This window comes from Bacteroidales bacterium, from assembly GCA_035353855.1.
In the GTDB taxonomy this organism is placed as follows: Bacteria; Bacteroidota; Bacteroidia; order Bacteroidales; family CG2-30-32-10; genus DAOQAK01.
Map to the genome: position 1 here is coordinate 16285 of DAOQAK010000015.1, position 25295 is coordinate 41579.

24 protein-coding genes and 2 pseudogenes are annotated in these 25295 nt (G+C 34.6%); 12 read left to right on the forward strand and 14 right to left on the reverse strand.

Features of this window, described 5'->3' with window-relative positions; genetic code table 11:
- Positions 1-3: 3 nt before the first annotated feature.
- From PKK00_05300 to PKK00_05360, 13 genes are all read right to left on the reverse strand, one after another.
- Positions 4-3090, reverse strand: coding sequence for an efflux RND transporter permease subunit (locus PKK00_05300; protein ID HNW97809.1), 3087 nt, complete (start codon positions 3088-3090; stop codon positions 4-6).
- Positions 3091-3206: 116 nt separating this feature from the next.
- Complete coding sequence (locus PKK00_05305) at positions 3207-4232, reverse strand: efflux RND transporter periplasmic adaptor subunit (GenBank protein ID HNW97810.1); 1026 nt, start codon at positions 4230-4232, stop codon at positions 3207-3209.
- Positions 4233-4319: 87 nt separating this feature from the next.
- Positions 4320-4832, reverse strand: a complete 513-nt coding sequence (locus PKK00_05310; protein HNW97811.1) for a hypothetical protein — start codon at positions 4830-4832, stop codon at positions 4320-4322.
- A gap of 35 nt (positions 4833-4867) precedes the next feature.
- Positions 4868-5353: a hypothetical protein gene (locus tag PKK00_05315; GenBank protein HNW97812.1), complete on the reverse strand. Its 486-nt coding sequence runs from the start codon at positions 5351-5353 to the stop codon at positions 4868-4870.
- A 77-nt stretch (positions 5354-5430) separates the two neighbouring features.
- Positions 5431-5994, reverse strand: a complete 564-nt coding sequence (locus tag PKK00_05320) for a Crp/Fnr family transcriptional regulator (GenBank protein HNW97813.1) — start codon at positions 5992-5994, stop codon at positions 5431-5433.
- A 27-nt stretch (positions 5995-6021) separates the two neighbouring features.
- Entirely contained in the window at positions 6022-6672 is a 651-nt protein-coding gene (gene rpe / locus PKK00_05325; protein ID HNW97814.1) for a ribulose-phosphate 3-epimerase, read from the reverse strand.
- Positions 6673-6799: 127 nt separating this feature from the next.
- Positions 6800-7663 (reverse strand): sigma-70 family RNA polymerase sigma factor, encoded by an 864-nt coding sequence (locus tag PKK00_05330; GenBank protein HNW97815.1) that lies wholly within the window; start codon positions 7661-7663, stop codon positions 6800-6802.
- Positions 7664-7720: 57 nt separating this feature from the next.
- Positions 7721-9865, reverse strand: coding sequence for a polyribonucleotide nucleotidyltransferase (gene pnp, locus PKK00_05335; GenBank protein HNW97816.1), 2145 nt, complete (start codon positions 9863-9865; stop codon positions 7721-7723).
- Between the two features lie 180 nt (positions 9866-10045).
- On the reverse strand, positions 10046-10315 hold the full coding sequence (rpsO, locus tag PKK00_05340) for a 30S ribosomal protein S15 (GenBank protein HNW97817.1): 270 nt from the start codon (positions 10313-10315) through the stop codon (positions 10046-10048).
- A gap of 329 nt (positions 10316-10644) precedes the next feature.
- Entirely contained in the window at positions 10645-11574 is a 930-nt protein-coding gene (locus PKK00_05345) for a PorP/SprF family type IX secretion system membrane protein (protein ID HNW97818.1), read from the reverse strand.
- Positions 11564-12235 carry a hypothetical protein gene (locus tag PKK00_05350; protein HNW97819.1) on the reverse strand — a complete coding sequence of 224 codons (672 nt, stop codon included), beginning with the start codon at positions 12233-12235 and terminating at the stop codon, positions 11564-11566. Before PKK00_05350 ends, PKK00_05345 begins: the two co-directional genes overlap by 11 nt.
- Positions 12232-12774 (reverse strand): RNA polymerase sigma factor, encoded by a 543-nt coding sequence (locus PKK00_05355; protein ID HNW97820.1) that lies wholly within the window; start codon positions 12772-12774, stop codon positions 12232-12234. The genes PKK00_05350 and PKK00_05355 overlap by 4 nt, the downstream gene beginning before the upstream one ends.
- A 266-nt stretch (positions 12775-13040) precedes the next feature.
- Complete coding sequence (locus PKK00_05360) at positions 13041-14021, reverse strand: type IX secretion system membrane protein PorP/SprF (GenBank protein ID HNW97821.1); 981 nt, start codon at positions 14019-14021, stop codon at positions 13041-13043.
- Positions 14022-14541: 520 nt separating this feature from the next.
- Here PKK00_05360 and PKK00_05365 point away from each other — a divergent pair.
- Positions 14542-14888 (forward strand): annotated as a pseudogene (locus tag PKK00_05365) (type II toxin-antitoxin system RelE/ParE family toxin).
- On the forward strand, positions 14869-15189 hold the full coding sequence (locus tag PKK00_05370) for a helix-turn-helix transcriptional regulator (GenBank protein HNW97822.1): 321 nt from the start codon (positions 14869-14871) through the stop codon (positions 15187-15189). The pseudogene PKK00_05365 and the gene PKK00_05370 overlap by 20 nt, the downstream one beginning before the upstream one ends.
- Before the next feature lie 138 nt (positions 15190-15327).
- Here PKK00_05370 and PKK00_05375 read toward each other — a convergent pair whose 3' ends face one another.
- Positions 15328-16329 carry an FAD:protein FMN transferase gene (locus tag PKK00_05375; protein ID HNW97823.1) on the reverse strand — a complete coding sequence of 334 codons (1002 nt, stop codon included), beginning with the start codon at positions 16327-16329 and terminating at the stop codon, positions 15328-15330.
- Positions 16330-16565: 236 nt separating this feature from the next.
- Between PKK00_05375 and PKK00_05380 the strand changes: the two genes are divergently transcribed.
- The 10 genes and pseudogenes from PKK00_05380 to PKK00_05425 all read left to right on the forward strand — a co-directional run bounded on the left by PKK00_05380 (position 16566) and on the right by PKK00_05425 (position 25295).
- Positions 16566-17774, forward strand: coding sequence for a T9SS type A sorting domain-containing protein (locus PKK00_05380; GenBank protein ID HNW97824.1), 1209 nt, complete (start codon positions 16566-16568; stop codon positions 17772-17774).
- A 151-nt stretch (positions 17775-17925) separates the two neighbouring features.
- Positions 17926-19260, forward strand: coding sequence for an RnfABCDGE type electron transport complex subunit C (locus tag PKK00_05385; protein ID HNW97825.1), 1335 nt, complete (start codon positions 17926-17928; stop codon positions 19258-19260).
- 3 nt (positions 19261-19263) lie between these two features.
- Positions 19264-20211, forward strand: a pseudogene (locus PKK00_05390) (RnfABCDGE type electron transport complex subunit D).
- Positions 20191-21768, forward strand: a complete 1578-nt coding sequence (locus PKK00_05395; GenBank protein ID HNW97826.1) for an RnfABCDGE type electron transport complex subunit G — start codon at positions 20191-20193, stop codon at positions 21766-21768. The pseudogene PKK00_05390 and the gene PKK00_05395 overlap by 21 nt, the downstream one beginning before the upstream one ends.
- Positions 21768-22361: an RnfABCDGE type electron transport complex subunit E gene (locus tag PKK00_05400; protein HNW97827.1), complete on the forward strand. Its 594-nt coding sequence runs from the start codon at positions 21768-21770 to the stop codon at positions 22359-22361. The genes PKK00_05395 and PKK00_05400 overlap by 1 nt, the downstream gene beginning before the upstream one ends.
- Before the next feature lie 3 nt (positions 22362-22364).
- A complete protein-coding gene (locus PKK00_05405; GenBank protein HNW97828.1) occupies positions 22365-22940 on the forward strand; it encodes an Rnf-Nqr domain containing protein in 576 nt (191 codons plus the stop codon).
- 47 nt (positions 22941-22987) lie between these two features.
- On the forward strand, positions 22988-23377 hold the full coding sequence (locus PKK00_05410) for a hypothetical protein (protein HNW97829.1): 390 nt from the start codon (positions 22988-22990) through the stop codon (positions 23375-23377).
- A 25-nt stretch (positions 23378-23402) separates the two neighbouring features.
- The gene (locus PKK00_05415) at positions 23403-24272 is read left to right on the forward strand and encodes a DUF5777 family beta-barrel protein (GenBank protein HNW97830.1); all 870 of its coding nucleotides are present in this window, start codon (positions 23403-23405) and stop codon (positions 24270-24272) included.
- A gap of 12 nt (positions 24273-24284) precedes the next feature.
- Complete coding sequence (locus PKK00_05420) at positions 24285-24845, forward strand: hypothetical protein (GenBank protein ID HNW97831.1); 561 nt, start codon at positions 24285-24287, stop codon at positions 24843-24845.
- 246 nt (positions 24846-25091) lie between these two features.
- Positions 25092-25295, forward strand: coding sequence for a hypothetical protein (locus PKK00_05425; GenBank protein ID HNW97832.1), 204 nt, complete (start codon positions 25092-25094; stop codon positions 25293-25295).

Consider the following 25295-nt stretch of genomic DNA (forward strand, 5'->3'; position numbering starts at 1 on the left):
AGATTATACTTTTTTATAAACCTGCCAATATACTACCGGCAAAATGGTTACTACCAGGACAAGTGAAAAGACCATCCCAAAACATATCACTACTCCCATGGGCAACCAAAGGGTACTTTTACCAAGGATCATGGGAATTACACCTACTGCAGCAGCTGCGGAAGTAAGAAAGATAGGACGCATTCGACGTTTCCCTGCTTCAAATGCAGCATGTTTTGCATCATATTTTTTTTCTGTCCTTAACTTTTCTGCATACTCAAACATGATAATAGCATTTCTTACTATAATGCCTATCAAACTTACAATTCCCAAAACTGAAGTAATACCAAAATCAATATCAAATATCCATATTCCAATAATAGCACCCAGCAAACTAAGCACTGTTGAAGCAATTCCCAATATAGCAATGCTGATTTTTTTAAATGCAAAAAGCAGGAAAAAGAAGATTATCAATATAGCTATACCAAGCCCTGTAATAATTTCCGGTATAAGATCCTTGTTAACTCCAACTAGTCCGCCATACGAAATTTCAACATCAGAGGGAAGTTGAGGTTTAAGTTTTTGATTTATATATTTTGAAATTTTTGCCATGCTTTTAGGTTGACTTCCCCCGTATTTCAAATCGCATGATACCGTAAGGCAATGCACACCGTTTCGTGTTACAATTTGCGAAGGTTGCCAATCGGGAGAAATAGTTGCTACTTGTCTTAATGGCACCCAAACACCGGGTATCAGGGTTGGGATCATTTCTTCTTTCAGTGATTGAAAATCGGTTTCATTACCTTTTCGCTCTCTTTTGAGTTTAACCGGAACAGCATAATCATCTTCCCATAGCGTAGTTAGTGGTATTCCACTGAAACTAGAAGCCAGGTCAACTGCTAACATAGATTTTGTAATTCCCAAACGGCTTGCTTCTAACTGATCAAGGTCAATTTTTGTACAAGGCTGATAACCGTCGAAATCGGTGTGTATCCACGATAACTCGTTATCCATCGTATGTAAATAAGCCACGAGTTTATCCGCTTCTTCACGTAGTTTCTGAATACTATCGCCGGTAAAGCGAACTTCAATAGGATTCTTCACTGCCTGGTAATCGATCTGTTTAAAACGAAGGATCGCATTTGGAAAATAATTTGAATATTTTTCGGAATAGTCCTGAAGTAATTCTTCTGTGTCTTCATTAGAATTGGTATTGACAATAAACTGCGCGTAATTTTTATCGGGTAGATTAGGTGCGTAGGTTATCATGAAACGTGGGGAACTGGTTCCTATAAATGCAGTTACTGCTTCAACACGGGAATCTTTTAATAAGATATGCTGCATACTGTCGCACACCACAGCTGTTTGATCCAATGAACTTCCTGCAGGCAGATGTATTTCCACAGCAAAACAATCCCGTTCAGCAACAGGCATCATCTGCACAGGCGTAAACATAAACATGATGACAGAAATCAAAATGACTAATAGCCCTACAGAAATAGTAACAACAGGATGCCTGAAACATTTCTTCAATAGCCATTCATAACTTCCCTGCAGTATGGAAAAAAATTTGTTTTGCGCCCTGATGACCATCGACTGTTTTGCGACAGGCTTAGCACGTTTAATAAAACGATATTCAAGAAACGGTGTCATCAGCATGGCAACAACCAATGATACCATAAGTGCAAAACCAAAAGTGTAAGGAAAATGTTTTACAAAATCATTAAGCGGACCTGTAAGTGTGAACAGGAACGGAAAGAAGGCTGCACTCATTGCAAGTGTTGCAATCAACAAAGGTTGAAAATAATCCTTTGCACTTTTTACAGCCGAATGCCAACGCGATAATCCATGTTCAAGGTTGTCAATGTATCCATCAATAACCACAATGGAGTTGTCAACGATCATACCCAGCACAACAATAAGCGCTGCCAGCGTTACTGTGTTCAGCTCCATTCCACAAGCATACATAAATGCCCATGTGATTGCAATAGTTATCGGAATGCCTGATGCTGCTACCAATGCGGAACGTACAGGAAACAACATTAGCATGACAGCAATTACAACCAGTATGGCAAATATTAGATCGCGCATGAATGAACTTACTGAACTGCTTACTACTTTAGGCAAGTCGGTAATACGATATAATGTTACACTTTGCGGAAGTGTTTTTTGAAAATCCTGCAATACCGTTTCCACATTCTTTCCAAACTTCACAATATTATTCCCCGACTGCATTTCAACAGATAATACTAATGCTTCTTCTCCATCTTTATTGATATAACTGACCGGCTTTTCGTATTCTCTTTCAATACGGGCAATATCTTTCAACCTGATCACATTTCCATCAGGGTCGGTATAAATGATCTGTTCGGCAATTTCTTTTTCAGAAGTAAACGGGGTATTAATATGAATAGGAACATTCATATCGCAGTTATCGATAGTTCCGCCCATGCTTAAAAAACCCTGTGTGTATAAATTCAGCATCAATGTTTTTGAGCTGATGCCATAGGTTGCTAATTTCTCCTGCTCTATATAAACAGAAATCTCTTCGTTCCTTTTACCAAAAACTTTTATATTTCCTACAGCTTTTACTGTTCTCAATTTATCGCACAGCTTATCCATATAAGTTTCCAGTTCCCGGTAGCTTTTGTCTTTCGACTCCATAGTTATTAATAGTGATGATGTGTTTCCGAAATCATCATTCACAACTATAGCCAGTACGCCGGAAGGTAACTGGATTTTAAAATCCTTTAACCCGTGTTTTATTTTTGACCATACTTCATCTTTATTATGTACACTTTTACTTAGCTCAACAAATATGTATACAATCCCATCCCTTGAATATGAGTAGGTATTTTTTTTGTCAACTTCCTGGTATGTGAATAAAAAATTCTCTAATGGTTTGGTTAATTGTTTTTCCACTTCTTCGGGTGTTGCTCCCGGGTAAACAGCTGCCACAACACCCTGCCGTATGGTAAAATCAGGGAATTCCTGTTTGTTCATTTCAATCAACCCATATATTCCGAAGCCAACAAATAACGCTACAATCAACCACACAATCTTGTAGTGTTTCATCATTGAATCTATTATGCCTTTATTAATTTTTTTCATTTTGTTCCGGTTTCATTGTAATGCTTATCATTTTTTATACTGGGCTAATGTGTTTCATAATTTTCGCAAACTCATTCTGCAGAAGTATAATTTAATTTTTTCTGATTTTGAATTCATCAGTATTTTAATAAACTTCCTTCACTTACTTTCTGGTATCCTTCAACAATTACGGTATCACCTTGTTTCAGCCCCGATTGAATTATTACATTTTTATTGGTAAGTTCACCAATAGTAACAAAACAACGCTGAGACCTTTTGTTTTTTGCAACCCAAACATAGCGCTGACCTTCATTGGTAATTTGCACAGCATTTACCGGTACCTGTATCTTTGATTCCGATGTATCAGAATATTGAATCAGCGCTTTGCAAACCATTCCCGGAAGTAATTTTTTTTCAGGATTATTTAATTTTACTTTAATATCATAACAATGCGAGAGGATATCTGCTTTAATTCCCTTCTCGGTAATTTTACCTGTGAAAGAAGCATTATTCAACGCCGATACGATAACCTGTACATTTTGCCCAATACTAATGTCAGCAATTTCATTTTCAGGAATACTTACCTTAACGCATAGCTCACTAATATCAACCAACTTGGCTACCGACTCATAAGGAATAACATTCATGCCCTGTTCAATATCCAGCGAACTTATCACACCGGAAATAGGAGCATACATTTTACAATCCTGCAAATTCTTTTTAGCAATTTCAGCTAACGATTTTGCTTCAGTAAATGCAGTCTGAACTTCAACCCACTTTAATTCCGACAGGCTTCTGTTTTTATAAAGTTGTTCTGAACGGGTATACCCGTCTTGCGCTTTGTCAAATGTTGCTTTTGCAACGTTGTATGCATTTTGCGCGGTTGTTTCATTTAAATCTGCGATCAATTGCCCTTTGCTTACCCTGTCGCCTTCCTTTATATAAACATGCTGAACATTCCCTGAAGTCTCAAAACTTAGCGTTGTTGCAAAAGACTCTTCAATAACTCCGACATAATTATGCTCGGTACCTGTTGATGCCGGTTCCATTAACTGTATTTTTACAGGTATTGCATTAGGCTCCGAAGTTTGCTTTTTATTTGTGCAGCCATTAATTATTATGGCAATTACAATAATTGCTGTTGCTGTTTTTATTTTTATCATAATTTCCCTTTTTAAAATTGGAAAGCGAATTCGTGTGTATTGTGTTTTATATTGTTTTCTAGTTGCTTTGATTTTCTTATCATTTTATCAGTCTTCATTTCTGTCTGCTACGGTCAATACATTATCCCCATATATTGTTCCCATGGTGTTCAATGAATCGGAATTAATATATGTTCCCTGATAAACCTCATTGATAATAATCGTGTTTTTATTATATATTTTTCCTGTTGCCTTACTTGTTATGATTCCTGTACCATAAGAGCCTGAAGTACCAAGCATAATTATTTCCGTAAAAGTTGTCGGGTCAAAATCAATTTCATCATCATTGATAGTAGCGTTATAAGTTGATACATTTCCTTCCAATGATGTTTTTACAATCTGAACTTTATCATCTTCACCTATATCAATTATATCAAGCTGTCCGGTATGATTGATCAAGCTCACAGGAATGTTCATCCCATTTATTTTTACAACAACATTCCCTGAAGTTTTGTAAGTATAATCCCCTTCAAAAACTTTTACGCCCTCTTTTTTGCATGATACTAAAAGCAGGCATGCAAGCATCAGTGGAGCCACCATTTTAATTGTATTTTTTTTCATATTTACAGATTTCATATTTCAACTATTTTTTTTCATTAACTGATTTGTGTTATTATTTGATTTTTTTCGATACCAAGAAAATAAAGTTGTTCCGACATTACTTCTATTAATTCTTCTTTGCCGTTTATCAAAAATTTCATCACTGCTTTCACATTGCTGTTAATTATTATTTCTAATACGGTTAGTCCTGCAATGATATTCTTGCAAACAGAGTTTGTTTCTTTTGAAATGTAAAATACTTTTAATTGTTGCGAAAAGCGGCTTTCAAGAATTTTCAGTTCATCGTTATACAACGGATGGTTCTGCATTTTAGGAATACAATAAATTAATGTCAGGAAATTATTCGTATTCTCCGATAATCTTTTTTTCAGAAGATTGAATGTTTTCTGAATACCTTTTTCATCAGTGATGAAAACTAAATGTAAATCATTATTGTTAATAAAGGAGTCAGGGCCGGCTTCGCCTGAATGAATTACTGATGATCGAATTTGTCTTTGTCTTTTCTGCTTGCCCGGTTGCATTGTATCTAATTTGAGAATACAAAATTCCGCAACCTGCGTAACAAAGCTTTTGACTTAAATCAAAAAATAAAAATAAATTATTTCCCTGCCCTTATTCTGCTTAATGTTTCTTGAGTGATTCCAAGGTATGAGGCTATATGCCCCAAGGATACACGCTGAAGGATAGAAGTGTAATTTGTAAGGAAAGCGCTATAACGATCTTCTGCTGTTTGAAATTTTAAATTTATGATAAACTCCGACATTTGCTTTGTCATATCGTAAACCACGTGGAAAGCAAATTTTGCCATCTGTGATTCTTTATCCAGCATCATTTCCATTTCAGAAAATTTTATTGAATATACAATTGAATCTTCCAGCAGTTCACAAAAATCTTTAGCCGGGTTATTATAATAATAGCTGTCAATTGCGGTAATAAAAGAATTCTCTGGGAAAAACCAGGCTGTTACTTCACGACCATTTTCGGTATGATAATAAGTTCGGGCAAGCCCCTTTTCAATAAAGAAAATGTGGCGGCAAATGTCGTTTTGTTTAAATAAGTAATGTCCTTTAGGAAGTGACTCTTTTTTAAATACGGATATTATGCTTTCTTCTGATTCAGGAGATAATTTAGCAATATTTTTAATATAGGAAAGAAGATTCATCAGTGGAGTTTTTTATAAAAAAATATTTTAAAAATTTTTCAACCCAGCAATGGTCTTCAAAGGATCTTTAGATGAGAAAACATAATTCCCTGCAACAAGAACATCAGCGCCAGATTTTATAAGCATGGCAGCATTTGTATTATCTACACCTCCATCAATTTCAATCAGCGCTTTCGATTTCGATGCATTAATAAGCGCTTTAAGACTTACAACTTTAGAATAGGTATTTTCAATAAATTTTTGTCCGCCAAAACCGGGATTTACCGACATTATGCAAACCAAATCCACATCATTAATGATTTCGGAAAGTACATCCACCGGAGTATGAGGATTGATAACCACCCCGGCTTTCATATTCATTTGTTTTATTGCATGTATCGTTCGGTGCAAATGAACGCTGCCTTCATAATGTACACTTAATATATCTGCTCCGGCTTCATAAAATTTCTCGATATAACGTTCAGGCTGGGTAATCATCAGATGTACATCAAGAGGTTTTTCTGCGACCTGTTTTATTCTTTTGATTACAGGAAATCCAATAGTGATATTGGGAACAAAAACGCCATCCATCACATCAATATGAATCCAGTCGGCTTTGCTTTTATTCAGCATTAATATTCCTTTTTCGAGATTTACAAAATCAGCCGATAATATTGAAGGTGAAATGAGGTGTTTCATAACTTTTTTCAAATTGAATATTGTAAATAATAAATGTCAAATTTATAAAAATAAAATTTCAAAAATAAAAAAGTCAGGCTTCGATAAACTCAGCCTGACCTTTTAGAAAGTATTATTGTTTCATATATTATCCCAAATAAGTTTTTAAAATTTTACTTCTCGATGTATGTTTCAATCTGCGGATTGCTTTTTCTTTTATCTGGCGGACACGCTCACGGGTAAGGTCAAACTTCTCTCCTATTTCTTCCAGTGTTAAAGCATGTTCGCCATTCAAGCCGAAATAAAAACGTATCACATCAGCTTCGCGGGGAGTAAGCGTTGATATAGCCCTGTCGATTTCTTTGCGAAGCGAATCGTAAAGCAAACCCGTTTCAGGAGTAGGACCATCATCATTCCTCAGCACATCATACATATTGGTTTCTTCACCCTGAACGATTGGTGCATCCATTGAAACATGGCGACCTGAATTACGCAGCGATTCTTTTACTTCACCTTCTGAAATCTCAAGCAAATCGGCTATTTCATCAGGATTGGGTTCGCGTTCGTATGTTTGTTCAAGTTGCGAGAATGCTTTATTGATTTTATTGATAGCGCCAATTTTATTTAGCGGAAGCCTAACGATACGGCTTTGTTCTGCCAGCGCCTGTAATATCGACTGACGAATCCACCATACCGCATAAGAGATAAATTTAAATCCCCTGGTTTCATCAAAACGTTGTGCCGCTTTAATCAGTCCCAGGTTCCCTTCATTAATAAGGTCAGGAAGACTCAGACCCTGGTTCTGATACTGTTTGGAAACAGAGACAACAAATCGCAAATTAGCTTTGGTAAGCTTTTCAAGTGCAAACTGGTCACCGGCGCGTATTTTCTGAGCCAAAGCAACTTCTTCCTCGGCAGTAATCAGATCGACTTTTCCTATCTCCTGAAGATATTTATCAAGAGAGGCAGTCTCCCTGTTCGTTACCTGCTTTGTAATTTTAAGTTGTCTCATACACAAATATTATTTATAAACATTAGTTTATACGTATATGCGCCGGACTTTGTTTCATTATTCTTTATTTGTCTTTGGCGGACGTGGTAAAAGTACTTTGCGTGAAAGTTTCATCTTTCCTGTTTTCTTATCAATATCGATAAGCTTAACTTCAATTATATCGCCTTCTTTCAACACATCTTCAACTTTTTCAACACGTGCCCAGTCGATTTCCGAAACATGTAATAATCCGTCTTTGCCCGGTAAAACTTCAACAAAAGCTCCAAAAGGCATAATGCTTTTCACTTTTCCTTTATATACTTCACCTATTTCAGGAACAGCAACAATCTTTTTAATTCTATCTTTTGCAGCTTCTATAGATTCTTTGTCGGCTGCAAAAATATCAATGATACCATACTCTCCCACTTCTTCAATAATAATGGTGGAATTGGTTTCTTTCTGCATTTCCTGGATGATTTTTCCACCGGGTCCTATAACAGCGCCGATAAATTCTTTAGGAATACTCATTTTCTCTATCCTTGGAACATGAGGTTTATAGTCGGTCCTTGGTTCAATGATTGTTTTTTCAATTTCACCAAGTATATGCATTCTTCCGGCTTTTGCCTGCTGTAATGCCTGCATTAAAATTTCATACGAAAGGCCGTCAACTTTAATATCCATCTGGCATGCAGTGATACCATCGCGGGTTCCGCAAACTTTAAAATCCATATCGCCTAAATGATCTTCATCACCAAGGATATCGGAAAGTACTGCATATTTTTTTGTTTCTGTATCAGTGATAAGCCCCATTGCGATTCCAGAAACAGGTTTTTTTATTTTCACGCCTGCATCCATTAATGCCATTGTTCCGGCACATACTGTAGCCATTGATGATGAACCGTTCGATTCCAAAATATCGGAAACAACTCTTATCGTATAAGGATTTTCATCAGATCCGGGGATCATTGGTTTTAAAGCACGCAGTGCAAGATTACCATGACCAATTTCGCGGCGACTTGTACCACGGTTCATTTTTACTTCACCTGTTGAAAATGAAGGGAAATTATAATGCAATATAAAATTGCTTTTGCCTTCAATAACAGCGCCGTCAATAACCTGTTCGTCGAGTTTGGTTCCTAATGTTACCGTGGTAAGCGACTGGGTTTCGCCACGGGTAAAAATTGCTGAACCGTGAGCAGCAGGAAGATAATCTACCTCTGTCCATATCGGGCGTATTTCATCAAGCTTACGGCCATCAAGACGAATGCGGTCATCAAGGATCATGTTGCGCATGGCTTTCTTTTCTACTTCATGATAATAGCGGTCGATAAGTGGTTTTTTTTCGGCACGCTGTTCCTCGGGAATGCTTTCAATGAATTCAGCTTTTATAGCTTCAAAAGCATCTCCACGTTCGTGTTTATTTTTATTTCCTGACTTTGCACATTCGTATGCTTTTTTATAAGTAGCATCATAAACCGCTTTCTTCAGATCAGCATCGTTCACTTCATGGCAATATTCACGTTTGGGGTTAGCTTTTGCAACCATTGCAGCGAGTTCCAGCTGCGCCTTACACTGAATTTTTATAGCATCATGGGCAAACTTCAAAGCTTCTACCATATCGGATTCCGAAATCTCTTTCATTTCACCTTCAACCATCACGATATTATCCATTGATGCTGCCACCATAATATCAAGGTCGGCATAAGAAGCATCAACAAAAGTAGGGTTAACTGAAAATTTTCCATCAATACGAACTACTCTTACTTCGCTGATAGGACCATGAAATGGAATGTCGGAAACTGCAATAGCCGATGAAGCAGCCAAACAGGCAAGTGCATCGGGCATAATATTTTTATCAGCCGATATGAGTGAAATCTGAACTTGTGTTTCTGCATGATAATCGTCGGGGAATAATGGTCTGAGTGCACGGTCAACAAGGCGAGCTATTAATATTTCATATTCCGAAGGGCGAGCTTCTCTTTTAAAGAAACCACCGGGAAAACGTCCTGCGGCAGCATATTTTTCCTGGTAATCAACGGATAAAGGTAAAAAATCAACATTTTCTGCGGCTTCTTTTTTAGTAACGATAGTTGCCAGCAACATGGTATCGCCCATTTTCACAACAGCAGAACCATCGGCTTGCTTAGCCAGTTTACCGGTTTCAATTGTTATTTGTCGGCCATCGCCTAAATCAAAGGTCTTTTGAATTCCTAATTGAGTCATAAAATTTAAATTAAAATACCAGTCCCTTTTATTGAAATGAGATTTCTACAGACTGGAATAAAGTGAATAAAAAAAAATAAATAGTTGTATAATATCATATGTGGAGCACAAACATTCAAAAACACAAAAAAGGCAATAGCATGAATGTATTGCCTTTCTTCTTTCCAGGAAACATAAAAATTACTTCCTGATATTAAGTTTTTTAATAATAGCCCTGTACCGATCTATTTCGGTGTTTTTCAGATAGTCGAGTATTCTTCTTCTTTTAGCAACAAGACCTACAAGAGCACGCTCTGTTCCAAGATCTTTTTTGTTTTCTTTCAGATGCTCAGTAAGGTGAGTTATCCTGTGTGTAAATAAAGCTACTTGTCCTTCTGCAGAACCTGAATCAAACTCAGATTTACCAAATTCTTTAAAAAATTCTCTTTTCTTTTCAGTTGTCAAATACATAAATGCTTACTGTTTAATGTTTTTCTTATCTTAATGGGGTGCAAAAATAAGGAATTCTTTTTATATGAACAAAAAATAAACAAATTTATTTTCATCCCCCTGTTTTTATATTCATTCTTATCCATTTTTAAAAAACGAAAAGAACGGACAATACAGATAGGAACATTTATATACCGACAGAAAAGAGTTTTGCAAAAATATTTTTTTGTTTTCTGTACGGTATAACTCGTTCTAAACAGTTTTGCCTTTGCAAACCTGATAAGAACGAGTATAAATAAAAAGTTTTTGTAATTGCTACCTGTTCCGTATCGGTATATAACATTGCAAATCTAATAATTATTGAGAACATATTTTACAGAAATCTCAAAAGTTTTAGGAATATATGATGTAGAAAGAAACTCAAAACCACCGCCTAAAGTGATAGCATGGTTTTGCACCCCGAATCCGACATATGCAAAATGTTCATCATAAGGATGAAATTTATATTTATATCCTGCACCAAAAAGAAGCCTGTAATAATATTTCCCTGCACCCACATGGTATGGAAATTTTTTACTTACAAAATAATCATTCAGAAAAATAAAACTGTTGTAAGGCTGGTATTGTGAAATCAAATTTAAATGCCATATTGAACTTGCATTCTTGTTCCACGCATAATGATAACCGAACTGGGCAATATATTTCCTTCGAATAATGAAATCACCTTTATCAAAACAATTTACTTCTGGCTGCATAAGATGATCAACAGACACGCCTGCATAAAACCTATCAGAATTTACAAGTAAACCCAATGAAATATCATAATCATCCATTCCATAAATCATCGAATCAAAACTTATAGAATCTGCTGAATACAATACAATATCTTTATTATAAACATATCCCAACTTTAAAGAAGGTGATATATTGATATTATTTTCGAGACTTATTTTCGGGGCATATATTGCTCCCAAATACATTGATGATTTAAGCTGGTTATGTGTCTGGTTAAAATTCCCCAATATTCCTATTCCTCCGCGAAGCATACGCGTATAGGTATCCATAGAAAAAAAATACGAATTATTATCAGGCTTATTTTTATTATCATTATTATTAAAATTAAAGGAAAAGGATGTTTTGCCATTGGCTCCTGCAAACGAAGGGTTATAATATGTTGCAGCCGCCATGATATGGTCGTACGCTACATCGGATTGAGCCCGGCAAAATATAATGCCATGAAAAAGCAAACTAAAAACAAATATGTTTTTTTTAAAAACCATTATAATTAAAGTGAGGTACCAGAACTTTCGACCTTTTAATTTTTCCTTTTTTTGTATTGTTTGTATCAACCTGTTTTAAATAATTTTTTGTATTCTTTGATTTAACAGATGGAACAACAAGTGTTGAAGTATATTTTATATTTACCGGTTTTGCAGGAATGCACAAATCAATATCATTTTCCAATTCTTCAATAAATGATATACCAGAAGAAATTTCTTTATCAGGCTTTATAACATCACAAAGCTCATTATTATTAATATGTATTTTGATTGTTGCATCAGATCTTACCGGTTTGGTTGTATTTTCGGACGGGATTACCTCTTCAGTTATTTCATGATTATCATTTTTTATTTCATGGATTTGATTAATTGAAGCAGAAAGCTTATTCGCCTGAATCATGTTGTGTCCATTCTTAGCAGCAACAACCGGGGCTTTATCTGAATGCATGAAGAATAGTGGTGAAATTATTATTACCAGCGACAACATAAATAATAATATGTTATTGAATAAAAATCCCTTTTTGTTATTTTTCTTGTTGGGCATTTCTTTATCCAGCAACTGCTCAAAATTTTTCCATTGCTCCGGGCTATAACTTTCCATGTTTCTCTCATGTTCAAGAAAGTTGTTTCTGAAAAAATTATCAATATTCATTTTACTCATATCATTATGCTTACAAGGGTGAGTTTTTCTTTTAACATTTTTCTGCTTTCCGACAAATACCACCTTGATGTTCCTTCGCTTACTCCTATTCTTTCGGCAATCTCTTTATGCGAGAACCCATCAATAGCGTATAAATTAAAAACCATGCGATATATATTCGGCAGGTTATGTACCATATCATAAAGTTCATTAATATCGAACATATCCTCTTCTATTTCTATTTTAACAGGAACATCTTTGTAATCGTCAATATATTTAAATACTTCTTTGTATTTTTTATTCGACCTGATATAATCAATTGCTTTGTTTACAATAATTCTTCTTGCCCAACCTTCAAAACTTCCATCGCATTTATACTGTTCAATATTTTTAAACATATTGATAAAACCATCGTTCAATACTTCAAGCGCTTCCTCCCTGTCCTTGATATACCTCACACATACTGCATAAAACCTGCTGAAAAATTTTTCATAAACGAATTTTTGCGCAGAACGTTCGTTCTTTTTACAAGCTTCTATTATTTCTGTATTTATATTCATTTAAATAGCTTAAAAGCTATATTATACTAATTGTTAATTTATAATAGCCTAAAGGATATTTTAAATTTTACAATGGTTATGACGATGATATAAATGTTATAGTACATTTTATTAGACTATTACATATATACAATCGGTATTATTTAGCTTAACAAATATATCTTTTCCGATAAAGTAAAACAATAGTAAACAAACGTAAGTAACAGTACTTAACTATACTGACGTAAAATACAATAAGAACGTTGGTAAAATAACCCATGATAAAGCTAAAATGTCGGACAAACAATCCTCCTGTAACGAACAGGTCGTTCACGACAGGGGAGCTGCATTATCCATGAAATTTCATGCGAACCGCCTGAAGCGCTTGCCAGCTTTGAAACAGTAACATCATAGCTGTATCCAAATTTCATAACACTTGTTTGTATTCCTATAAGAACAATAAATGCATCAGGATTATCAAAACCCTGCCTGAACCAAAGCCCTGTTACAAAAGGATATTTATTAAAATATAACCCATAATTCATTTGTTCAAAATCGCGCTGTTTCATAAAAAGCAGGTTTGGCGAAATATAAGGGTCTTCCAGTTTTCTTCTCCGGCGATGTTGTTCGGTACTTATTACACAACCTATATGCGCTGTATAACGACGCGGCAAATAGGATGTAGCAATAAAACCTTCGTCGGGTGTTGTTAAATGATGTACTGCAAATCCTGCGTAAAAATTTTCGCTATAACCTAAAATTCCTGCACTAAAATCAGGCATCAGGAGGTTTAGCTCTTCAGGACATTTTTCATTTGTTATATACACAAATCCTAACCGGGCATCAATCTGGTCGCCAAAATATAGCTTTTCCCAGTCCAGATTTATTTGCCTGAGAGTTGCCTGAAACCCTGCTTTTATTGAGAAAGACGGTGAAATACTCGCACTATATGAATAAATTCCGGATACGGTATTGGTTTGCAAAACACCCTCGCCTGCATTATCGCTCGTTAGCATTAACCCTACTCCACCCGACATATTTTTAATATACTGATCATATGAAGCATTATACGTTACATATGCCGCAGGAATAGCAGGCCACTGGTTTCGGTAATTCATTATAACTCTCGGGCATATTGCCGAACCTGCAAAAGCAGGATTCAGGTAAATAGGATTGGCATAGAACTGTGTGAAGTGAGGGTCCTGAGCCTTGGTTATACTCATCATAAAAAAGAAAAGTATGGATATTATGTAATATGATTTTTTCATCTTTTTTGTTTTTTTATTTATTCTCTTCTATCACCATTGACGTTTATATTTTTTATAATGTTGGTAAAAACATTAATTTTATTTTAAATCTTTAATCTCTATTTTAAAAACAACTTACCTTATACCAACCCTATACCCGTCAGATAAAAGTATTTATAAACAGAATATTAATTTTAAAATGAAATGGATTGTGATTTTCAAAAAGTAACGATAGATGGAATAATAACTTTATGGACAATATGAATGAATGAATGAATGAATGAATAAGGATTATACTTTCATTGAGGGTTTGTAAACAATTTGTGCTATTGAACTATCAATTACTAACGGCCAGGTTGAGTTACGAAACCATAGGAAAGAAATAACTTTGACAAGTTAATGCACGTAGACACGAAAAGGTTGAAATCGGCTTGCAAGCAGCCACGAAAACGTTAGCCTTCATTAAATTTCATTAAAAAAATAATTAAAAAGACTTGTTTGTATGTAACTTTTAAGTTACATTTGCAAAAACATTAATTGCATGGAAAAGATCCGGACAATTATTTCTTATAAAGGACATTTTGAGAAATTCTTGCTTCGCAGCCTATCAAGGTTCAAAACAAGATTTACAAAATTCTTGAAATTGTAGAATACCAAAAACAAATTCCGACAAAATTCATTAAACATATTGAAGGAACAGATGGACTCTACGAGACAAGGTTCTCACTAGGAAATAATATCTGGAGAGTGTTTTGCTTTTTCGATAAGGGAAAGCTAGTGATACTTTTAAACGGTTTTCAAAAAAAGAATCAAAAGACTCCTCAGTCTGAAATTGGAAAAGCAGTGCGGTTAAGACAAGAATATTTTAATGAAAAAAGGAGAAAATAAAATGACAAAAGCAAACATTAAGACTTGGTCGCAAATAAAGGACGAGCAATTTGGTAAAAAAGGCACCAACAGACGGGATAACCTTGATAGGGAATTTGAGTCATTCAAAATTGGTATTCTCCTCAGGCAAGCAAGAGAATCAAAACATCTGACTCAAGATGAGCTAGCAAAGGTAATTGACAAAAAAAGGACTTACATTTCCCGTGTAGAGAATGACGGTAGTAATATCACTTTACGGACATTGTTCGAGATCGTTGAAAGAGGACTTGGCGGTAAAGTGACAATTGGAATAAAGATTTAACGAAGGCTACCTATGTCTGCTACCAGGCGAACGTGACAACACTGTAGCAGACAAAAACGTATCTTTTCGAAACTCAATATGACAATTGATTATGTATTAAAAATTGAGTGAAAAGAAAATGTATGATTCGCTATTTATTTATTTTTCTGTAAGTAACTCTTTCAATCCATCTGTTTCGTACGTTTTCATTTTCCCGTCTTTATCAGAATAAATAAAATATGCTTCCAGCTCCTTATGCTCCTTTAGGAAGGCTAATGATTTTTCAAGTCCCATTACCATGAATGCGGTATCATAAGCATCAGCATCAATACAATTATCGGCTATTACTGAAACACTCAATAAAGAATGCCTTACAGGATAACCTGTTGCCGGATCGATGGTGTGCGAATATTTTATACCATTCTCAATATAAAATTTCCTATAATTTCCGGCAGTAGTAAGCCCTTTATTTTCCAGATAAATTGTTGCTTTAAGTTCCCGCTCCTCACTATTATCAACAGGTTTTTCAATACCCACATTCCACCGTTTGCCATTTGCTTTTGTTCCTTTCGCAAATACTTCGCCTCCAATTTCAACACAATAATTTTCCACTTCTTTACTTTCCAAATATTTTGAAATTACATCAACCGAATAGCCTTGTGCAATGGCATTAAAATCAAGGCAAATCGCAGGGTTAGATTTTACAAGGTATCCGTTTTCGATTTTTACATTTTTATAATTCACCAGTTTTTTCAAACTATCAATTAATGTATCGCTTATTTTTTCTTTATTTTTAAATCCAAATCCAAAAGCATTTACCAATGGACCTACTGTTACATCCAGCGCACCATTGGTTTGTTCGGAAACAATTTTTGCTTTATTAAAAATATCAGTAAAATATTTATCAACTTTTACAGGATCGCCTGTTTTATTAATTTTTGAGATTAACGAAGTGGAGTCATAAATTGAAACTGATTTATCAAAGTTTTTTAAAATAGAATCAATATCCTTCTGAAAATTTCTGCCCTCATAATCGTAGTACGAAATGGAATATGTTGTCCCCTGTGCCAGTCCTGAAAATTTAATGAATTGTTTTTGTTTACATGAAACAAAAATGCAAAGCGCACATACAACAAAAAAATAAAAAAAATTCTTCCTCATAAAATATATTTTCAGCTGCAAGATTACTAATTTTTAATCATTTGCATTAAACAACACAAAAAAATATTTCGTAAAAACAAAGTGATTGTCGATAATTTTAACCAGAACATCTATTTGTTTTACTAAAATAAAAAATATCCGATTTTTAATATTGATTTAGACACCTTCATTTATTATATTTGTATGCTTTTAACTTTTTATTTAAAATAAATATTAACCCCTAAAACCAAACTTATATGATTAAAAAAATTACGATTTTATCGGTTATCGGCATTATTATTTTTTATTTTATTTATGTTGATAAATATGCTTTCAGTAATAAAGATGGTTCTTCTCCCGGTGGCTATAGTAGTTCTCAGGGCGACAGCTACAAAGATTGTACTGACGATTGTCATGGTGGTACGCCAATAAATGTGACTGGTTGGATTACTACCAATATCCCAACAGCAGGTTATACAGGAGGAACACAATATACAATTTCTGCAACTGCTACAAGCACACAGAAAAAAGGATTTGAACTTACAGCAGAAAAAACGGGGACAACCACTAAAATAGGAACTTTTGCATCCGGCACAGGAACCAAACTTTGTAATAATAGCAAAGCGGTATGTACTTCTAATTGGGCTACAACAAGTCCAAAAACATGGACATTTACATGGATAGCACCTGCTGCAGGAACAGGTTCTGTAACATTTTATGCTTCGTTTGCTCTTAGTTACTCTTCTACAAGAAATTGTTCTTTAGTAGTAGCCGAGGCTTGCACTGCTCCTACATTAAGCATATCACCAACCAGCCCTACAATTTGCAGCGGTAATTCTACAACATTAACCGCAAGCGGAACATCTGCATCATATAGCTGGAGCTCCGGAGGCACAACAGCAGCTATTACCGTTAGTCCCACTACCAATACCACTTATACGGTTACCGGTACTTTATCAGGTTGCACTTCTACTTCAAGTGTAACCGTTAGTGTTACTCAAACACCCACTACACCTACTATAACACAAATAAGCAATTATTTACAGTCATCTGCAACTACCGGAAACCAATGGTATAACAGTTCGGGAGCTATTTCAGGCGCTACAAGTCAAACATACACTCCGCAAACTACCGACACCTATTATGTTATTGTTACTTCCAATAATTGTCCTTCGGCTCATTCCAATTCAATAACAGTAAACACAACAGGTATTGCTGACAATACAAATAATAAAAATTATTTTGAATTGTACCCGAACCCTGCGTACGATTTTTTAACTGTAATTAATCCCGGTATTCAAAATGCTAAATATTCCATTTACAATGTTCAGGGGAAATTATTATACTTTCAACCGGCTGTAAATAAAAATACAACTATCAATATTTCTAATCTTGAAAAAGGTGTGTATTTTATAAAAGCAGAAAGTACTGAAGGAACAACAATAAAAAGATTTATTAAAGAATAAAATAAAAAAGGCTCAGAAATATTTTGAGCCTTTTTTTATTTTTTAATAATTGAATTACTAATTATTTTTAACAACATTAATTTATTAATTAATATAATTAATGTATTATATTTGCATATTGAGCTACAATTTAACCTGTAGATAAAATATTTTGAAAAAAGAATACACAAAAATAAACGTAGGCGAAGTTTACCTCAACGATAACAGGCTTTCAGCAAATCACCCGATAGAAAAAGTTGCGCTTCCTGAATTTGTGAGTATTCCTTTATTTCAGCATTCCGGGAACCCGGCTATACCTATTGTAGAGAAAGACAGCTTTGTAAAAACAGGACAACTCATCGCCAAAGCTGATGGAAGAATATCATCAAATATTCATTCCTCAGTAACAGGAAGAATAATTGAAATAAAAGAAATTACTGAAAAAAAAGAAAGGCACAGGAAAGAAATCGTTATCCGAACCAAAGATGATGTGTGGGAAGAAAATATTGACACCACTGATACTTTAATTAAAGAGATAACTCTGCCTGTTCCGGAAATAATAAACAGGATAAGAGATAACGGAGTTGTTGAATTGAACGGAACAGCTTTCCCGTTACATGTAAAATTATCTGTTCAACACAAGCAAAAAGAAAATATTATTATCATAAACAGCGCCGAAAATGAAGCCTACATATCATCCGATCACAGGTTAATGCTTGAAAAAGGAGAGGAATTATTTATCGGAACTTCAATCTTAATGAAGGTTTACGATACTAATAAAGGGATTATTGCAATTGAGAAAGAAAAAAAAGATGTTTTGAAAAACATGCTGAATATTTCAAAACAATATCCCAATATTGAAATCATTGCTTTGAAAAAAAATGTCCTGTATTATAACCGGCAAAAATTAATAAAAACCCTGACAGGAAAAAATGTTCCGGATAATTCTACCGATCTCCCTGCCGGATACTTAACACATAACATCGCTACTACTTTTGCTGTTTATGAAGCTGTACAAAAAAATAAACCGCTTATTGAAAGAATCATAACAGTAAGCGATTTAGATATAAAAAAGGGAGCTAACTTACAAGTAAGAATTGGAACTCCATTAACTCCCATCTTCGAAAAAGTATGTTCAGTTGATATAAATAAAAAAAGAATTATTAATGGAAATGTAATAAGAGGAAAAGAAATTTTAGAATTACAAACACCAATTAATAAAAAGAGCATCGGTCTTTTTACCTTTTCAAAAAGAGATACATTATTCAAATGCATTCGTTGCTCACAATGTATTAATGCATGCCCTATGGGATTAGAACCCTACCGGCTGGCAATGCATGTGAGGAATTCCGATTTTGTTCTATTGCGAAAAGAAAAAATATTAAACTGTACCAATTGCGGTACATGTGGATATGTTTGTCCAACCGGACGCCCGGTTTTAGACCTTATCAGATACGGAAGAAAAAAAATCACTGAAATTCAAAACAATCCACAAACAGAAATTTAATAAATGAAACTGATTGAACTCCGAAATAACCTTACCCGTCACAGAATAATGTGGAATGTTGTGATAGCGTTATTGCCGGCAATGACAGTATCATTTTATTTTTTTGGTATAAGTGCATTTATATTAACTGTTACAGCAATAGTTTCCTGTCTTCTATTTGAATTCCTGATTCAATATTTCTTTATTGATAAAGAAGATATAACCATACAGGATGGTTCAGCATTTATTACCGGAGTATTGCTTGCATTTAATGTTCCCAGTTCGCTGCCTATATGGATGATGGTACTCGGAAGCCTTATTGCTATTGGTGTTGGCAAAATGCCCTATGGTGGAATTGGCAAAAATATTTTTAACCCGGCTTTAGTAGGGCGAATGTTTCTACTGATTTCATTCCCTGTAGAAATGACCACATGGCCTTTGCCACTTCAAAATTCTTCGTTTCTTACCGATGCTATATCCGGTCCAACAACATTAGGCGCAATAAGAGAAGGAATGCTTAACGGAAAACCTCTTTCCGATATTATGGCTGATGCACCTTCGTACATGGATATGTTTATGGGAAATATTGGGGGTTCACTTGGCGAGGTATCAGCATTTGCAATACTTATAGGTGCATTGTACATGCTATATAAAAAAATTATAACCTGGCATATACCCGTTACATTTATTACTACCGTTTTTGTTTTTACCGGTATATTGTGGTACATGCACCCCGATAAATACGCAGACCCTGTTTTCCATGTACTTGCAGGTGGCTTGATTTTAGGCGCAACATTTATTGCAACAGATATGGTTACCAGCCCAATGTCGGACGGAGGAAAAATTGTATTTGGTATAGGCTGTGGTGTAATAACTGTTTCAATCAGGTCATGGGGATATTATCCCGAAGGTGTTGGATTTGCCATTCTTATTATGAATGCATTCACACCCATGATAAACCAGCTATTCCGTTCGTACAAATACAGAGATAAAACAAATACTTTTTCTTCTACAATTGCGCCTATTATAAAGAATAGAATTGTTGCCTTTATTTTTATTTTCATAGTACTTCTGACCATACTGACCATAGTTTACATTTATACAATCGGACCCATAAATAATGCACATAAGAATTCCGAATTAGATAAGATACGTACGGTTCTTCCTGCTTTTGACAATAACCCCATTGATTCAGCCAAAACAATTGATGAGCTTGTTTTCTATACAGCAAAGAAAGGCGACAGTATTGTAGGTTATGCATGTAAAACATTTACCGATAAAGGATTCAACGGAAGATTTTATTTGCTGGTAGGTTTTAAACCTGATGGAATTATTTATAACACTATTGTTTTGGAACAACACGAAACTCCGGGCTTTGGCGACAGAATGGCATCGGACTGGAACAAACAATTCAATGGAAAAAATCTTACCGAATTCAACCTTAAAGTTAAACAAGACAGTGGCGATGTGGATGCTATATCGGCATCAACCATTAGTTCACGCGCATACTGCGATGCCATCGAAAAGGCATACTTATCCCTGATGAAAAATATTCTGAAAAAATCAGATGTTAAACTAGCATCAGAAATAAATGAGAAATTTATTATTAAAGATATTTCAATATTAAAGAAAGTACTTCCTGCATTCGACAACGATCCATTGAAAGAAGTTAAAACAATTTCTGACCTGGAATGTTTCACTGCAAAGAAAGGGGGTAAAGTTGTAGGTTATGCAATTAAAAGCTCGGGCAAAGGTTATTGCAGTACCGTCTGGATATTAATAGGAGTACTGCCTGACGGAAAAATAAATGGCGCTTGTTTCCTTGAAAATAAAGAAACCATAGGTTATGGAGACAAAGTTGATAACCCTCAATTTCTCGGTCAGTTTAAAGGCAAATTATTTGGCAAATGTGATTTTGAAGTAAAAAAAGATGATGGTGATATTGACGCTGTTTCAGGCTCAACCATTACATCGCGCGCGTTCTGCGAAGCCGTAGCTAAAGCATCGACCATGTTCTGCGATAGTTTATCCACTACAAAAAATGAAGTTAAAAAAGATAGTGTTATTGCACCTCCATCAAAACCGACAATTTATCAATACACCGACAAATCGATTTTCAATAATGTATTACCTGCTTTCAATAATAATCCTTTAACCGAATTCCAATCTGTAAACGGGCTGGATGTATATACAGGAAGAATGAATGGTGTAGTTACTGGCTATGCAATAACTTCATTCTCTAAAAAAGGATTTGGTGGTAAAGTAATTATTTTGGTAGGGTTTAAACCCGATGGAACCATTAACAATACAGCATTTGTTTCAAGTAATGAAACACCCAACTTTCTTGAAATGGTTGAAGAAGCAGGTTACAGAGACCAATATATAGGGAAAAACCCGGCTACATTCAAACTGGCTATTAAATCAGAAGGTGGCGATGTGGATGCGGTTTCAGGAGTTACATATACGTCGCGCTCATTCTGTGATGGTGTTCAAAAAGCATATTCCTCATTTATAAATATTAAAAAATAATGAGACCCATACAAAATATCAGCAAAGGAATTTTAAGGGAAAACCCTGTGTTCATTTTGGTATTGGGATTATGCCCTGCTCTTGCTGTTACCGACTCAATGGTAAAAGCTATTGGCATGGGATTAACAACAACTTTTGTTTTAATATTATCGAATGCTACAGTATCAATTTTTAAAGATAGTATTCTTGAAAAAACCCGTTCTACTGTTTTCCTTGTAATTATAGCAACATTTGTAACTGTTGCCGATTTATTATTAAAAACCTTTTTCCCTGAGTTTGATAAAGCATTAGGAATATATGTTCCATTAATTGTAATCAATAGTATTATTCTCGGACGTGCAGAAAAATTCGCACAAAAAAATAATGTTGTATCATCAATATTCGACGGGTTTTTCATGGGAATAGGTTTTACAATAGCTTTATTATTCCTGGGAACAATCAGGGAAACATTGGGAAATGGTTCTTTCTTAGGATATAAATTTGTAAGCGAGAATTCAAACACCATATTATTTTTTATTCTTCCTCCGGGAGCATTTATTGTGTATGGATTTATAATTGCACTATTTAAATATATTTATAAAAAAAATAAATAGAAAATGGATATATTTAAAATAATATTTCTGTCGTTATTCGTTAACAATGTTGCATTCAATCAATTTCTGGGTGTCCGCCCTTTACTTGGCGACCTGAATAAAGCAGGCACAGCATTACGAACAGGAAGCATTATAGCTTTAGTAATGATATTTGTTAACATGATCAATTTTGTTTTGGAAAATTTTGTTTTGATTCCATTACACCTCGAGTTTCTTCAAATTATAATTTTCATACTGATTGTTATTCATGTATCCATGCTTATTGCTTTTGTGATAAAGAAAATCAGTTTTAAATTTTACAGAAAATCTGCCGACTTTTTTCAGCTTACATCTAACAGTATGGTACTTGGGGTATGCCTGATTATTTTTAAAAGTAATTTCTCTACCCATTTTTTACAATGTGTTATTTATACCATTGCAACAACTGCCGGTTATACTCTTGCACTCATACTGATGGCAACCATTACCAATCAAAATAATTTATCAGGAATGCCTAAAGGCATGAAAGGAATTCCCATATCACTTATCACTATTGGTATTTTAATTTTAGCCTTTATGGGACTGAGCGGGATTTTTTAATTTTAATAAATGTTTTTGTATATTTGTATATCTAATTAAAATAATTTATGAATAGGAAACTTCTTTACTTTATTTTTATCGGTTTTATTTTTTTCATCACTACATTTAGTGCATGTTACTACGATGTATCTGATGAATTATATCCAAATGACGCTGTGGCAGGATGCGACACAGCCAATGTTACCTATGATGCTCAAATTAAAACCCTGTTAAACTCAAAATGTACATCCTGTCATTATACAGGTGGACCCGATTCCCCTTCATTAGACAACCTTACATCTGCTCATGAATATGCTATATCTACTAATGGGCATTTATTATTCGATGAAATTACAAATCCTAATAAAACCATTCCTGAACATGCAAATCTACCGGCTATTACTGATGATTGCCAGAAAGCCCAGATGAAAAAATGGCTCGAAACAGGAGCAAATTGATTTCTTATTTTAAAAAATGAAAAAAATGAAAAGATATTTACTTACTTCTTTCCTAATCATATTTATTACTTCTATTAGTTATGCCCAGCAGGAAACTACGGAATACACCAAAATGACATTTTACGCCAACCGCATTATTAACGGGCATTCTGTTGATCTAACACCACACGGAAAACTCGATTTTAAAATCGGGCACCGCATGGGACGTGTTGACCAGCTCGATAATTTTTTCGGGATCGACCAGGCTACTTCACGCATAGCTCTTGAATATGGCGCTACAGAATGGTGCAACATTGGTGTTGGTCGTAACACTACCGAAAAGCTTGTTGATGGTTTTATTAAAATAAAATTCCTGAAACAGAGCAAAGGTAAACGAAGAATGCCAATAACAGTTACAGGTCTTTCTGCAATGGGATTAAACACCCTCCCCGACCCATCTGTTAATACATTAATCAACGATTATTATTTTACAAATCGCATAACATATGCTCACCAGATTCTTATTGCAAGAAGATTTGGCGATTTATTAAGCTTACAACTTTCACCAACATTGATACACCGCAACCTTGTTCAAACCAAAGATGATATAAATGATGTATTTGCTTTAGGTGTTGGAGGAAGATTAAAATTATCGCATAAAATAGATTTAACTTCCGAATGGTATTATGTTTTCCCAAATCAGGTTTATTCGCAATATAATGGCACAGATGTTGTAAATTCTTTTTCTCTTGGAATTGATATTTATACCGGAAAACACACGTTCCAGCTTCATATAACCAATTCAACAACTATGGCTGAAAAAGGTTTTATTACAGAAACAACCGAAAGATGGGATAAAGGACAGATACATATTGGTTTCAATCTATTAAGGTTCTTTACAATTGCAAACTATTAAAAAATAACCCCTATGACAAAGAAAATTTTAATTTCATTTTTCACTGTAACGATAGCTCTGTTTGTAGCTATTCTGTTCTACTCTACAAAAAGTGTTATAGCTTACACTGATGGAAATCCTCCGGGATGCACAGGCTCACCAGCTGACGGGCAACATTGTGCAACAAATTGTCATAACGACAAATCTATTATTAAAGTTGAAGAAGGTTGGATTACTTCAACCATACCTCAAACAGGATATATTCCTGATTCAACTTATACAATCACATGCACAGCAAAAGGCGAAGCAACATCAACAAAATTCGGATTCGAAGCTTCACCTCAATTTCCTACCGGTAAAACAGCAGGGAAAATGTCTGTAATTAATACAACGGAAACCAAACTTGTTGGCGGGATAAAATACATTACCCAAATTAAGGGTGGTGTTGACGGACAAGGTTCAAGATCGTGGTCATTCAAATGGAAAGCTCCTATTAAAGGTTCCGGACCTCTTACATTTTATGCTGCTTTCATAATTGGCGGAAAACCTGAAACTGCGGTTACTTCTAAATTAGAAATTAAAGAAGCGCAATAAGATTTTATACCGATAAGGAAATGATTTATTCATAACTTATTTTATTTTAAAGGTATTCATGAGCTCACAAGTTCGGTTGCAATAAATTCTTATCGGTATAACAGAATCTTAGCACATTTTGTTTTACAAATTTGCTAAGATTCTGTATAAAATATACAGAAGCCCGAAATTTCATTCGGGCTTTTTTTATTCATTAATTTTTTAAACTACATTTGCAATAAATAATTTTTTCCGAAGAGTAATCAAATGTATATTTTAAAAGTTAAAGGAAGCGCTAAAATACCTGATTATATTCAAATACGCGATGATGATTTCACGTTGATAGCTTATTTCCGAACTGAAAATATTTCCACCGGATTACAACAATGTAAATTACAAGAAAAAGAAAATGAAATAAAAAAAATTATTGATTCCATTTCATTCGGTAAAATTTTTAAACTTCCATTTTAA